Source organism: Arthrobacter sp. TMN-50, from assembly GCF_054511125.1.
Genome location: NZ_JBTNDG010000013.1, coordinates 19743 through 33086, shown reverse-complemented (window position 1 = coordinate 33086; position 13344 = coordinate 19743). Strand labels below are relative to the sequence as shown.

Genomic DNA, 13344 nt, shown 5'->3' with positions numbered 1-13344 from the left:
TCTCGAAAAAAGGACCAAGAACTATGAAGAAGATCATTAATGAACCAAGCGCCTTCGTCGACGAGTTCGTCGAAGGAATTCTGTTGGCCCATCCCGACCTCGTAAAAACTCCCGCGGATGATCGGCGGGTGTTGGTGCGTGCCGACGCTCCGGTCGTTGGCAAAGTCGGCATCGTCACAGGCGGCGGGTCCGGGCACCTCCCGCTTTTCAAGGGATACGTCGGACGGGGCCTCTGCGACGGCGTGGCGATCGGGAACGTCTTCTCGTCCCCCTCGTCGTCTCAGGTGCTGGAAGCGACCAAAGCGGTCAACGGAGGCGCGGGCGTTCTTTACCTGTATGGCAACTACGGCGGCGATGTCTTTAACTTCGATCTCGCGGCCGACATGGCCGAACTCGAAGGCATTGCCACGGTGACCGCGGTCGGCCGAGACGATGTGGCAAGTCAGCCCAAGGAACGTTCCGCAGACCGCAGGGGTGTCGCGGGAATCATGTTTGCCTTCAAGGCAGCCGGCGCCGCTGCAGAGCGCGGCGACTCGCTCGAGCAGGTGGCCGCGGTGGCGGAAGACATCATCGACAACACAGCCACGATGGGAATCGGTCTCTCCCCGACGATCCTGCCCACGACCGGCAAGCCGAGCTTCGAGCTCGACGAGGGTGAAATGGAGGTGGGGATCGGCATTCATGGCGAGCCCGGGTTCCATCGCGGCGCCTTGGAGACGGCGGACCGGATTGCGGAACGCATCACCGAACGTCTCGTGGCTGACCTCGGTATCGGCGCGGGGGATCGGGTTGCAGTGCTCGTCAACGGCATGGGGGCAACTCCGCTCGAAGAGCTCTACCTCCTATTCCGCCGCGTGCACACGCTGCTCACCGATCAGGAAATCATTATCGACAAAATCTACGTCGGGGAGTACGCCACCAGCCTGGAAATGGCGGGGGCCTCCATCTCTCTGCTGGCGTTGAATGACGAGCGGCTTGCCCTGCTCAACGCGCCAGCCGAATCCCCGTTCTTCAAGGAAGCGTGAGCGAGTCATGAATGGAAACGAACTCAGCATCGCGATCCGCAATTGCCTTCACGAATTCACCACCTATTCGGAAGAACTTGGCGATCTTGACCAAGCCCTCGGTGACGGCGACCTGGGCATTACCGTCTCGTTGGGAGCAGCGGCAGCCGTCGAGTCGCTGGAAGCCCTGCCGACGGGCGCCACCCCGTCGGATGTCGTCCTGGCCTGTGCCAAGGCGTTCGCGAACGCTAACCCGTCGACTATGGCGGCTCTGGTGGCCGGCGCGCTACTCGCGGGTTCGCGCGTGTGGGGTGACACGCCATCAATAGCGGGCGATCAGGTTGGACGATTCGCAATCGCTGCGGCCGAATCGATCAGCCAGCGCGGCAAGTCACAGGTCGGCGACAAAACGATCCTTGACGCAATGTTCCCAGCTGCCGAAGCACTTCTCGAGGCTGGGCCGGGGGCAATGGCGCTCGACGCCGCCATAAGCGCCGCCGAAAGCGGTGTTATCGCCTCGAAGGAACTCCAATCCCGCCGCGGCAGGGCATCGTGGATGCAGGAACGCAGCATCGGACTGCAGGACCCGGGCGCAACTGCGTTCCTGAGGTTCCTGCAGTCGTGGGCCTCGGCGAACGCGCCACTGGCTTCATCACAAACAGGAGGTCACACAGAATGACGCAAATCGCATTCCTCGGACTCGGGACCATGGGTCTCGGCATGGTCAAGAACCTAATCGCAGCAGGGCACGACGTCACCGTCTGGAACCGCTCGGAGGCACCCGTCGAATCAGCAGTCGCTGCGGGGGCGACGTCCGCTCCCACCATTGCCCGTGCGGTGACGGGCGCAGCGTTGGTGATGTATTGCCTCAGCGACGACGTGGCAGTCCAGTCCGTGGTCCTTGGCGAGGACGGTCTTGCGGCCGTCATCGACGGCAACCCCATCGTGATCGACCTCTCGACCATCAGCCCGGAGGCGAGCGCGGTCGAGCGCGAAGCACTCGAGTCGAAAGGCTTGCGCTTTCTCGACGCTCCTGTCTTCGGCTCACGCGGCGAGGCCAACAACGGCGGCCTCTGGATCGTCGTCGGGGGTGACGAGGACACCTTCAAGGAAGCTTTGAGCGTGCTGGAGCCGATCAGCGAGACCGTTCACCTGATGGGTCCCGGAGGATCGGGCGTTCGGATGAAGCTCGTCGGCAACCTGGTTGTCGCATCGCAGCTTCTGGCCCTGGGCGAGTCGCTCACGTTGGCCGCTCGCGCCGGTCTGGACCTCCACAAGGTGCTTGGCGTACTCAAAGTCACAGACTTCCGTTCGCCCATTTTCGATGGCGTCGGGCCCTCGGTCCTCGCCGACGACTATTCGCCGTCATTCGCTCTCAAGCTGATGCAGAAGGACAGCCGTCTCATCCAGGCTTTCGCATCCGGTCTTGGTGTGGCTGTGCCCGGAGTCACCGCCGCAGGGAAGTATGTCGATGCTGCAGTCGACTCTGGGTGGTCGGAAGAGAACGCGTCGGCTCTGATCAAATCGATCGCAGCGGAGGCCGGGGTCTCCCTGGCCACCAGCGAGCTGACAACGCAAAGTCACTGATAGGACTGTCCACGCAAACTGGGAGAGGCGTCCCGGGAGGGACGCTCACCCAGCTGCAAGTCGAAGTGCAGCTGGCCCCGCTTTAGATGGGCGGCCGATCCACAGCCGAAAAAATCGACGCCCTCACATCCGCCCTCCTTCGGGAGGGCGGATGTGTTTTGCTTGGCCGCTGAGGACCGGGACAGCCGGCTTTAAGAAAGCAGACGCGAAGGTTCGATACGGACTTGTCATGTTCCGGTCTCCAGGCGCAAAATCTCGTCGAGCTCATCAGCAAATTCTATCGAACCGGCATCTCGTCCCAGATGTCGCACACTGACGGTGGACGCTCTTGGGCATCGTTAGTGGCCATGAAAAACTGCCCATAGGCGGCCATAGCATTCGCCTTGTCGCAGTTCATGCACCCGAGGATAATCTCATGTGGGGCGACGACGAAGGCCCGCTGGCGTTCTGCATCAACCTGCTGCGCGACGCCGATCAGTGAGGAGATGGCTATGGTCGACGAGATGCTGATGGCCAGCGCGGCACCCTTTGATCTGGCGGGCGCCGGCCGATGATGGCTGAACACCGGGGACATGGCGGTGCGCGGTTCCTGTTGGCGGTGATCGACGGCGGAGGGACCGTCCCACCGGCCATCGGTCTCGCCGCCGAACTCGTCCGGCGGGGCCATGAGGTGCACGTGCTGGCCGATCCGACGATCGAAGCGTCGGCTAGATCGGCTGGTTGCGCTTTTAGCCCGTGGAGGGATGCGCCCCATGTCAACTCCCGACCCGAGCAGACGGCCCTGATCGCCGCGTTAGAGGGGCGCAACCCCCTGCGCGCCTTCCGGGCGGCCAAAGACTTTGCCGGCGGGAAAGAAATGACCAGGCGCTTCGCCAGTGACGTCGTGGCGACCATTCGCGAGTTCCCTGTGGACGCCGTACTGGCGGATGGCTTGCCCGGAATTCTGATCGGGGCCCAGTCGACCGGCCTTCCGACCGCCGCTCTGCTTGCACAGACCTACTTGCGGCCGACGCCGGGCCTGCCCCTGATGGGGACCGGCTGGTCACCAGGCCCGGGGGTGCTTCGCCGGACGAGGGACATGCTGGTCCCGAGAACCGTTTTGTGGCTCCTGGGCCGCACCCTGCCGCGGCTCAACGCCGTGCTGGCCAGCTACGGACAGCCGCCGCTGCACGACGTATTCGAGTTGTTCGACCGATGCACGAAGGTCTTGGTCATGACCAGTCCGTCGTTCGACTTCGTCGCTCCCCGACTGCCAGCCAATGTCAGATATGTCGGGCCGCAACTCGACGACCCCGCTTGGGCAACCGCCGGGTGGCATTCTCAGGGCACCGACCCGCTCGTCCTCGTCGCCACCAGTTCGATCTTCCAACACCAGATCGGTCTGCTCCAGCGCATCGCTCGGGCGCTGGGTCAGCTACCTGTCCGGGGGCTCATGACAACCGGCCCTGCGGTAGATCCGGACGAAATCGAGGCGCCACCCAATGTCGACGTCGTTCAGGCGACGCCGCACAGCCGGATACTTCCCGAGGCATCTGTTGTCATCACTCATGCCGGCCACGGCACGATGATCAAGGCTCTCGCGGCTGGTGTCCCGCTGGTGTGCATTCCGATGGGCCGCGACCAGAAGGACAACACGGTGCGGGCTCTTCGGCACGGCGCAGGCATACGTCTGAGCGCAAAGTCGACGCCAGACAAGATCGCGGCAGCCGTTGCCGACCTCTTGGACAATCCTCACTATGCGGCAGCGGCTCGCCATTTCGCACACATCCTCGCCCAGGAAGCCACCACGATGCCCGGCGCGGCCGACGAAGCTGAAGCCATGGCGCGAAGCTGACCGCATTGTGCACTGAATGTGCTATGACGAAAGACCTGGCGCTCCTCGTCGGCCCCGATCAGCCGTACCAGACCGCCCGTCTTCGGCGAGGACTGCCGGAAAGGATCCCTTGTGAGAAGCGAACAGCCGCGGTGAGGGACCGGCTTCGCGAGCTACTCGGCTCAGACGAGCGAGACCCTCTTGCTCTATTCCGATCAGGTGGTGATCGCGAAGAAACGCGTTACGGGCCTTCGGCTCGAGGCGACTGACAGCGGCATCACCGTTGGTAACGGCGAGTGCGCGGGTGATCGGGGGACACACAGCCGGATCCGGGAACCCCGCATGCCGCCGTCGGCAATCAGCCCCAGGAACCACACACCGAGGTGGACAACAGGGTCCGCGAAGGTGAAGGACGCGAGACCCGCCGAACCAACGAGTCAACACTCTAAGGCAAAACCGTTAGGCAGCCGCTGCCTCGCCGGGGGACAGAGTCATCAGGACCCGGCGCCCCAAGTCTCATCACAACCTGCAGCCCGCGGGCGTTGCCCGGCCAGTGCTTGACCAGCGCGTCCAGCCCCGCTCGACGAATGATGAAACGAAGCATTAGAGCCACGATGATCACGTCGTCCGCGTAGCCGATAACGGTCAGGAAATCCGGAACGACATCGAGGGGCATGAGTAGATAGACCAGCAGCAGGACAACTCCGGCGCGGACACCCGCAGATTGGGATTTGTCCGCCGCGAGGGACCTGAGAAGCCGCAGAAGGTCCGGCGCAGCACCGTATAAAGGGCCACCAGTCCGCCGATGACCACCAGCGTGCTCTGCCACCAGACAAGCGCCGCCGGGTCGTCTCCGTTCACTGGCCGCTGAGCCCGAGCCACTGATCATTCAGGCAGGGTGAACGTTTACCCGCGGGCGGTCCGAAGGATCGGCGGCAGGTACACCGCGGGCCTCTCACCGCGCGCAGGGTCAACCAGATGAACCGGTGCAGGTTGTTGTAATCACCGAAGTCCAGCACGGCTCCGTCAATTTTCGGTGCGAGATCATTGCTGACGCTGAGTTGAATCGCCGTGAGGTCGTGTTCCTGGGCAGGGGGACCGGCGCCGCGATCCCGACGGTCGGCTCTTGTCCCGGCGACGGGGGATAGGGTGCCGAAAACCGGCTTCCGAGGAAGGATGAGGGAGAAATACAAGCCCTGCGAACGGCAGCCTCGACTCCTGCCTGCGGTATTGAATCCCCGCGGCGCAGTCGATAGTAGACGGGTGAGGGAGGGGTTGAGCAGCTAACGCTCAGCCCCTCCCTCCTGGCAGGTTAAATGTCTTTAGCGCTGTTTCTGCGGCCGATGAAGTAGGCAGCGGTTGCGGCCAGTACGACGACGACCGCGGCGGTGGTGATGATCATCCCGGTGGCTGTTCCTTCGTCCTGGCTTGCCGAGGCAGCTTCGACTGTTCCTGGGCCGCTCGTGCTATCGGCGCCGGCTGGTTCTCCTGCAGTGGCGCCGTTGGTGGGTGCTCCGTCGCCTGCTGGGGCGCCGGTCTGTTCGGCGGCACTGGGCATGGCTTCAGGCGTCGCTGCTGCGGATTCCCCCTCCGGGGAATAGGTGAAGGTATAGGAGCCCTCGATGGGATGGCCGTCGGCCGAGACTGTTCGCCAATCGACCGTGTAGTCGTCCTCGTGTTCGAGAAAGACGTCGGTGGAGATGGTGGCTCCGTCGACGGTCACTTCGCCGGAGCTGGAGGGGTGTCCGTCGCCGGCGGTGACTTCGATGAAGCTGGTAGTCACGCCTTCACTGCTCTGTGGTTCCGCGGTGAGTGTCAGGGAAACCGTCCCACGATCCTCGGTAATGGTTTCACCCTCGGCCGGCGAGGTCGAAACGAGCGAGTCGTGCGCCTGGGCTGGGGCGGTTCCCAGGAATCCGGCCATCATCAGGGTGAGAGCGGCAATAGATGCGGGCGCTGCAATCGCGCGCGGTGAGAATTTACTCATGGTTTGAACCTTTCGGTGGCTGCATGGTGCGGCAGATAGCGGGGGAGGTGATCAGGGGTCGATCTGAGGCGCACTTGTTCGCGTGAAGCTAGGCGGTGGCCGGGTTCATCGAGGAGGGCGGTCCCCGCAGTTCGAAGTGATACATTCGGCGAGCCGGTCGAATGATCACCGGAGTTCGCCGGGCAACCAGCCTGGGGGCGCCGGTCGGCAGGAGAGCTACGGGCCGCAGGATGTTCAGCAGTGGGGCCAGCCATTGTCGGATCCCGAAAAGGGCTTCGTCGCCTTTCGCCAGAACCAGTGCTGTAAGCAGGACAGCGGCGAGGTGTGCAATGAAAATGAAGCCTGCGGGGTGTTCCACGACGTATCCCGGGAGCGCCTGGGCCGATCCGGCGCAGCTCACCGGCTCATGGTGCGGTAGACCCGCCGAGACGGACGGCAGGCAGCGGCCGGGGAGGGACAATGCCGTGAAGGCGCCATGCAGGCTTATCTGTCCCGCGCCCATCAGAGCGATCAGCATGAGGAACGAGAACCGGCGCCCAGACAAGGCCGCAACGGGAACAACCGACACCGCGCCAAGGGCTGCCAGAATGCCGGGCGGGGGCAATACTCCACCACTGAGGACATGCGCTCCGGCGGCAATGGAGAAAATCGCTGCCGTGATGCCCAGCGAACGAGGAACGCGCAAGAGTCCGGAACTGTACATATGCGGTCCTCCCTCGCGTATTTGGGGGCGTTTTTGACTCTGGTGGTTGTTCGCTGCTGCTACGCCGAATGATTGGACCGGACCGATCAGTCGTGGGTGGGCTCGCCGGTGACCTGATGATCGGCGTGGTTCATGCCTTCCTGTACCAGCCGGGCCAGGTGTCCGTCGACGATGCTATACACCACATGGCGGCCTTCCTTATGGGTGGTCACCAGACCGGAGAACCGTAGTTTCGCCAGATGTTGGCTCACTGATGTGCGCGATGCTTCGGTCTGGTCTACCAGCGACCCTACGTCTGCCTGTGCCTGCGCGAGCAGCCACAGGAGGTGAAGCCGGGTGGGATCGGCGAGCATCCTGAATACTGCCGCGCCCGCCTCAAGGCGAAGGGAGTCAGGGGTGCCAGGATGGTGCAGGCTCGGCGCCGGACGGAGTTCACGCTCAGTCATTCAGTGTGCTTTCTGTGCTGCTGGAACCTCGTCAAGACTCGGGTGCTGGTCGCGGGGCCACAACCGCAACGCTGCCAGCGTTCCCAGTGTAGCCAAGACAGCCAGTACGACAGCTGCCGCCGGTTGCCCGGCGGCCGCACCAACCCACCCGGCAATCGGGTAGGTGAGGATGAAACAGGCATGTGAGAGGGAGAACTGGGCGGTGAAAAGGTACGCGCGGGTGTTGTCGGTGGCGGCGCGCCGCAGCAGCCGTGCCGATGGGGTATTGATCATCGACGTGCCGGCGCCCAACACGGTCCACAGTGCGAGGAGGAGAAGCCAGGAGTATTCAGTCCAGGCGATCACCGCCGCCGCTGAGATACCCAATGCCAGCACAACGCCCCCCAGAATCATGAGGGTGCGGTCCGGTATCCGCTCCAGGATCCCTGGGGCGGCGAGTGCAATCGCCATCGACCCTGCGCCGTAGCAGGCCAGAGCCACAGCCAGATCAGTGTTTGACCCGTTAAACATGTCCAGGGCATAGACGACCGTGTTGACGAGCACTAGCGCTGTCCCGGTGGCCACCACCAGGTTCAGGGCCAGCAGCCCCCGCAGCGACGGGTCGCGCAGGAAAATCCGCGTACCCAAGGTGGTCCGGTGCCACAGAGACCCGGACCGTTCCGCCGCCGGAATCTGCGGAAGCACTGTGGTCACCACCATCAGGGCGGATAGGAGGAACCCCGCCATCGTGCCCATGAACAGGTTGTTGTAGCTCATGAGCGTCAGCAACACTGCAGCGATCACTGGACTGAGCAGCGACTCGAGGTCATAGGCCAAGCGGGAGAGTGACAAGGCCCGAGTGTAATCCTTCTCCTTCGACAAAATGACCGGAATAAGTGCCTGAAACGCCGGGGTAAACGTGGCCGACGCCGATTGCAGAAGAAACACCAGCACATAAATCTGCCAGACCTGATCTATGGAGGGCAAAGCCAACGCAATTGCGGCACGCACCAGATCCGCTCCCACCAAAACGGCTTTCCGCGGTAACCGTTCAACCAGGGCGGCCATCACTGGCGCCACAAAAACGTAGGCGAGCATCTTGATCGTCAACGCCGCCCCCAACACAGCGCCGGCCTGCCCGCCAGCCAGATCGAAAGCCAGCAGGCCCAAGGCCACCGTCAGCAAGCCCGTTCCTACCAGGGCGACGACCTGCGCCGTAAACAACTTCCGATACGCTGCGACCCTTAGAACCTCAAGCATGCCAAACCCGTCTACTCAAACCTGAACTGAAAAACTGCTGGACCTATATATAGCATTAAGTGCACACCCATGCACTTATAGCGACTGGAAGCAACGACAGCTGACGAGCGTCACTTCCATCGGCGTGACGGCTGGTTGTTGGCCGATAGCTTATGGGGTTCCTATGCCCGCTTGCATCCTTGCATTTGCTCATTCACTTCTATACCCCATGGGGTATATAAATTTGGAACTAGGAGGCACGATGTGTCGGACAGCTACATGTAAACAATGCGGAAAGACCACCTGGGCAGGATGCGGCCAGCACGTCGATCAGGTGATGCGGGGCGTGCCTAATTCTCAGCAATGTCGCGGCCACGTAAAGGAAGCCAAAGGAAAGAAAGGACTCTTTTCGCGGCTATTCCTGCGGCGGTGAAATCGCAGCCAGATCTGCGCAGCCAATCCAAACCCAGTGCCACCAGTAAGCCAGCCGCTATCTGAAACGGCAATGTTTCCAGCTGTCCCGGATTGTGGGCGGGAGGGGGCGCGATCGGTCATCTGTTGCGCACTCCGTGTGGCTCGGTCGGACGTCGTCGGCGGCGACCCGGTTTCCCGGGCCGCCGCCGACGAGTGGATTCTGGTGCTGTCCGATTATGTTGCCGAGGCTGCCAGGTTCTGGTGTTCAGCCCAGGCCGCGTAGCTCCCATCGAGTTCGACGATGTCGTAGCCAGCCCGGCGCAGGGCACTAGCGGCAACCGAGTTCCTGACGCCGCTCTGGCAGTACGTCACGATGGTACCCTCGGCAGGTAGCTCGTCGAGGTGCCACATGACGCGGCCACCGCTTAGTTGGGTTGATCCGGGGACGTGCCCTGCCGCGTGTTCGGTGCGGTTACGGACATCCAGTACCAACGCTGCATCGAAGGTTTCCAGTTCCTCCGGCTGGATCAGGCGGGGAGTGCTCAGGGGTAGTCCGGACAGCGTGGTGACGTAGCCGGAGACGTTGTCGATCCCAACCCGGACCAGATGATCCCACATTTCCTGGGCCTGTTCCCTGCCGTCGGCAAGCAGCACCAGTGGGTTTTTGTCGATTTCGGGGTTGACAACCCATGCGCCGTAGGTGGCCACCGACTTGCCGGCCGGTATGTTCAGGGAGCCGGTCACCGTACCCTCGTGGACGTTGTCATGAGAGCGCGTGTCGACGAAGGTTAATGTGTCCTCGGCGAGGCCTTCGGCAACGGCGGCAGAGTCCAGTTCGGCGAGCGGGGGACGTTCGCCCATAACCGCCGGGCCTTCCCTGTTCTCACGCTTCATCCGTTCGAAATAGGCATGGGCGTCGGGCTGGCCATCGAGCAATTCGTCGATAAAACCAGCCTCATCGTTGGCGGTGAGGTACGGACCCCACCAGGCGTACAGGCGCTCGTAGCCGACCGTGGATGACGGGATGGCGCCCAGGGCCTTGCCGCAGGCGCTACCGGCACCGTGCGCTGGATGGACCTGGACGTAATCGGGCAAGGTCAGGAATTTATCCCGCAGGCTCGCGAAGAGCTGCTTGGCACCCTCGAACCGGGTGTCGATTCCGCCAGCCGCTTCGTCCAGCAGGTCCGGCCGTCCCAGATCGCCTGAGAAGACGAAGTCACCGGAGAGGAGGTAGCCGGGCTGGTCGCTGAATGCGCCGTCGGTCACGAGGAAGGATAAGTGTTCAGGGGTGTGCCCAGGGGTGTGGAGTGCCTGAATGCTGATGTTGCCGACGGTGATCTTCTCACCGTCAAACAGCCGTTCGCCGTCGAATTCGTATTGCCAGTCCGGTCCGCCCTCGCCTGAGACGTAGATCGTCGCGTCAGTGGCAGCAGCCAGCTCCCGGGTGCCGGAGAGGTAGTCGGCATGGATGTGTGTTTCGGTGACGGCAACAATTTTCATGCCGTTTTTCGCGGCCAACTCTTGGTACACCGCGATGTCACGTCGGCCATCAACAACCACGGCCGTGCCGTTGGCCTGGCAGCCGATCAGGTAACTGGCCTGGGCTAGATCTTCATCGTAAATACGCTCGATAAGCATTGGTGTCTTCCTTTGTGAAGGGGTGGTGAGGGAGTCAATCCCGTCATTCCGATATTAACGATAATACCCTAGGGGGTATATGGCAACAGGGGTTGCCCAAACTAGGGATGTGTCTTCCTGGGGAACGGGGGTGTCGTAGCGGGGGGCATCAGTTAGGAAAGGATGCCAGGTTCCTGAGGGCTTGCGTCGGTGGGGAGTCCGGTCTCGGTCCAGGCAATCATGCCTCCTGCCATCGTGTCGGCGGTGAAGCCCGCACCGTTGAGGATGTCAGCTGCGCGGGCAGATCTGTTGCCGCTGCGGCAGACGGCGATCACGGGCATAGCGGGGTCCAGTTCGGACAGTCGGTCCTGAAGTTGGCCCATGGGGATGTGGAGGGCGCCGGGGATGATACCTTCGACAACCTCGAAGTCTTCGCGGACATCGAGGATCCGGGCTTCGTTGCGACGTTGGTTGGTTTCGCTGATGGTGATTTCAGCCATGAGTTTCTCCTTCACGTAGTTGAACTGTTTGTGGGGGGATGGGTTCGCCACCATGGAGCAAATTACAGGTGCTCGTTGACTCTGTCGTGGTCAGGCCGCCGGTGAAGGCTGGCCATTCCGGTCGTGGTTTGTCCGGTGGGTTTTCCGGAGTGGGCAAGAGCTGACGAAGAACCAGCAGATCGTTGCGGCGGCGGCTGCCAGGGCTAGCGTTGCCGCAACGATGCCCAAGCGGAGGTCTGCTGGCGCCTGTTGGGTCAGGACGAAAAGGCCCATAGCCAGGACGAACCATCCGAACGCCTTCCGCAGGGCGGCTTCCGGGATGCGGCCCGCCAGCCTGGAGCCAATGAGGGCTCCCACAATCGCGGCCGCCGTTACGGACAGGGTCAGACCCCAATCCAGATGTACCGTGGTGAGGTAACCGGCAAGCCCGGCGAAGGACTTCATGGCTATGACTACCAGCGAGGTCCCGACGGCGACTGACATCGGTAGGCCGCCCAACAGCGCCAACGCGGGAACAACGAGGAATCCACCGCCAGCACCAACCAGGCCAGTGACGAGGCCGACGACGGCGCCGTCAAGCACCACCCGGCCTAGAGGGAGTTCGTGCTTGACCGGTTCGGTGGCATCATTCCCGCGGGCTTTTTTCCTGCCGCGGAGCATGGCCACGGAGGTTGCCACCATCATGACAGCGAAAGCAATCAGAAGGATCTGACCGGGAATCTGGCCGCCAAGCAGCCCGCCGACAAAGGCCCCGGCCATACCAGCTGCGCCGAAGATCAACCCGGTGCGCCACATGATCCGTCCGCCCCGCGCATGGCTGATTACGCTCACCGCAGAGGTGACGCCGACGACGAACAGGGACGCTGCAATTGCCTCCTTGGGTTCAAAGCCGGCCACATAGACCAGAATTGGCACGGTCAGAATGGACCCCCCGCCACCCAGAACTCCGAGCGAGAGCCCGATCATGACGGATAGGGCGAGGACGAGGATGAGGGTCTCAGTCACGACGCTTTGGTCTCGACCGGGGCGACTGTGCCGACGGGGAACTGGAGGATGGCGCTTTCGCGCGTGGGCTCTTCCGCTGCCTTATTCCATGGCATGGCGGAAATCGCCCGGCCCATGGCGCAGGTATTAGTCGCGGCGGAGAAGGTCAGGCCGGTGCCGATCACACCGGCGAGCAGCCGGATCTTCGGGGAGACGAACCTGCCCCCCGCCAGGCCGAGGATAACGAGAGAGCCGGCGCTCAGGCGCACCTGGCGCTCGAGGTCCCAGCGGGCCTTGCCGTGGACTACGTTTCCATTCGCAGCCGCGAATCCCGGGACACCCCCGGCGAGGACGTAAGCAGTGCTGATGCCGGAACCGCCGAGGCGTTGCCGGGCCTGCTCAGCGCGGGCTCCGGAGTGGCACACCAGGACGACGCGGCTCCCTAGTCGGGCAGCGAGTTCGTCTGTGTGCTCCGACAGTAACGGCAGAGGCACGTTGTAGGAGCCGCGGATATGCATGGATTCGAACTCAGCCGCGGAGCGAACATCAATCACCACGAGATCCTGGTGCTCCTGGATCCAGGAACTCAGGATTTCAGGCGCGAGGGAAGTGACATTTGGCGCGAAGGATGGCGAAGTCATGAAGGTCCTTTCGGGACAGTGGTGACGGAATTGAGTACTTAATGAGCATACGTATACCCCAGGGGGTAGTCAACACACCCCTTGGGGTATACTCGAGAAGTACCTAAAGTCCCGCTATCGGAGATGTCATGCAACTAGACTCAACAGAACTGACCCCTGTGGTTAACCGGCTCAAGCGTGCTCAGGGTCAGCTCGCCGCTGTGACCCGGATGCTGGAGGAGGGGCGCGACTGCAAAGATATCGTCACCCAGCTTGCTGCTGTTTCGAAGGCCCTGGACCGTGCCGGGTTCGCCATTATTGCCAGCGGTCTGGAGCAGTGCATTGTCCGTAAAGACGCAAGCATGGACATGAAGGACCTGGAAAAGCTTTTCTTATCCCTCGCCTGAACTGCCACTAAATCGGCCCCTGATCCAGTACTGGATCAGCCGAT

15 protein-coding genes are annotated in these 13344 nt (G+C 62.5%); 5 read left to right on the top strand and 10 right to left on the bottom strand.

Annotation, left to right across the window (positions count from 1 at the left end; all coding sequences use genetic code 11):
* Positions 1-23: 23 nt before the first annotated feature.
* The 3 genes from ACX80A_RS13025 to ACX80A_RS13015 are packed head-to-tail and all read left to right on the top strand — an operon-like array spanning position 24 to position 2591.
* Entirely contained in the window at positions 24-1025 is a 1002-nt protein-coding gene (locus ACX80A_RS13025) for a dihydroxyacetone kinase subunit DhaK (protein ID WP_459260173.1), read from the top strand.
* A 7-nt stretch (positions 1026-1032) separates the two neighbouring features.
* Positions 1033-1683 carry a DAK2 domain-containing protein gene (locus ACX80A_RS13020; protein ID WP_459260172.1) on the top strand — a complete coding sequence of 217 codons (651 nt, stop codon included), beginning with the start codon at positions 1033-1035 and terminating at the stop codon, positions 1681-1683.
* Positions 1680-2591: an NAD(P)-dependent oxidoreductase gene (locus tag ACX80A_RS13015; protein WP_459260171.1), complete on the top strand. Its 912-nt coding sequence runs from the start codon at positions 1680-1682 to the stop codon at positions 2589-2591. Before ACX80A_RS13020 ends, ACX80A_RS13015 begins: the two co-directional genes overlap by 4 nt.
* Positions 2592-2868: 277 nt before the next feature.
* Here ACX80A_RS13015 and ACX80A_RS13010 read toward each other — a convergent pair whose 3' ends face one another.
* Positions 2869-3165, bottom strand: a complete 297-nt coding sequence (locus ACX80A_RS13010; protein WP_459260170.1) for a hypothetical protein — start codon at positions 3163-3165, stop codon at positions 2869-2871.
* On the opposite strand from ACX80A_RS13010, the gene ACX80A_RS13005 reads away from it, so the two are divergent.
* Positions 3145-4425 carry a glycosyltransferase gene (locus tag ACX80A_RS13005; protein ID WP_459260169.1) on the top strand — a complete coding sequence of 427 codons (1281 nt, stop codon included), beginning with the start codon at positions 3145-3147 and terminating at the stop codon, positions 4423-4425. The genes ACX80A_RS13010 and ACX80A_RS13005 overlap by 21 nt on opposite strands.
* A gap of 424 nt (positions 4426-4849) precedes the next feature.
* On the opposite strand, the gene ACX80A_RS13000 is transcribed toward ACX80A_RS13005, so the two are convergent.
* The 9 genes from ACX80A_RS13000 to ACX80A_RS12960 form a co-directional block, all read right to left on the bottom strand.
* On the bottom strand, positions 4850-5233 hold the full coding sequence (locus tag ACX80A_RS13000; RefSeq protein WP_459260168.1) for a YkvA family protein: 384 nt from the start codon (positions 5231-5233) through the stop codon (positions 4850-4852).
* Between the two features lie 483 nt (positions 5234-5716).
* Entirely contained in the window at positions 5717-6391 is a 675-nt protein-coding gene (locus ACX80A_RS12995) for a copper resistance CopC family protein (protein WP_459260167.1), read from the bottom strand.
* 88 nt (positions 6392-6479) lie between these two features.
* Positions 6480-7094 carry a hypothetical protein gene (locus ACX80A_RS12990; RefSeq protein ID WP_459260166.1) on the bottom strand — a complete coding sequence of 205 codons (615 nt, stop codon included), beginning with the start codon at positions 7092-7094 and terminating at the stop codon, positions 6480-6482.
* Between the two features lie 86 nt (positions 7095-7180).
* On the bottom strand, positions 7181-7540 hold the full coding sequence (locus ACX80A_RS12985) for an ArsR/SmtB family transcription factor (RefSeq protein WP_459260165.1): 360 nt from the start codon (positions 7538-7540) through the stop codon (positions 7181-7183).
* Positions 7541-8779 (bottom strand): MFS transporter, encoded by a 1239-nt coding sequence (locus ACX80A_RS12980; protein WP_459260164.1) that lies wholly within the window; start codon positions 8777-8779, stop codon positions 7541-7543. It abuts the gene before it with no gap.
* Positions 8780-9406: 627 nt separating this feature from the next.
* Entirely contained in the window at positions 9407-10810 is a 1404-nt protein-coding gene (locus ACX80A_RS12975; protein WP_459260163.1) for an MBL fold metallo-hydrolase, read from the bottom strand.
* Positions 10811-10962: 152 nt separating this feature from the next.
* Positions 10963-11289: a rhodanese-like domain-containing protein gene (locus tag ACX80A_RS12970; protein ID WP_459260162.1), complete on the bottom strand. Its 327-nt coding sequence runs from the start codon at positions 11287-11289 to the stop codon at positions 10963-10965.
* Positions 11290-11379: 90 nt separating this feature from the next.
* A complete protein-coding gene (locus ACX80A_RS12965) occupies positions 11380-12294 on the bottom strand; it encodes a sulfite exporter TauE/SafE family protein (protein WP_459260161.1) in 915 nt (304 codons plus the stop codon).
* Positions 12291-12914: a rhodanese-like domain-containing protein gene (locus ACX80A_RS12960; RefSeq protein ID WP_459260160.1), complete on the bottom strand. Its 624-nt coding sequence runs from the start codon at positions 12912-12914 to the stop codon at positions 12291-12293. The genes ACX80A_RS12965 and ACX80A_RS12960 overlap by 4 nt, the downstream gene beginning before the upstream one ends.
* A gap of 128 nt (positions 12915-13042) precedes the next feature.
* Between ACX80A_RS12960 and ACX80A_RS12955 the strand changes: the two genes are divergently transcribed.
* Positions 13043-13300: a metal-sensitive transcriptional regulator gene (locus ACX80A_RS12955; RefSeq protein ID WP_019482538.1), complete on the top strand. Its 258-nt coding sequence runs from the start codon at positions 13043-13045 to the stop codon at positions 13298-13300.
* Positions 13301-13344: the final 44 nt, after the last annotated feature.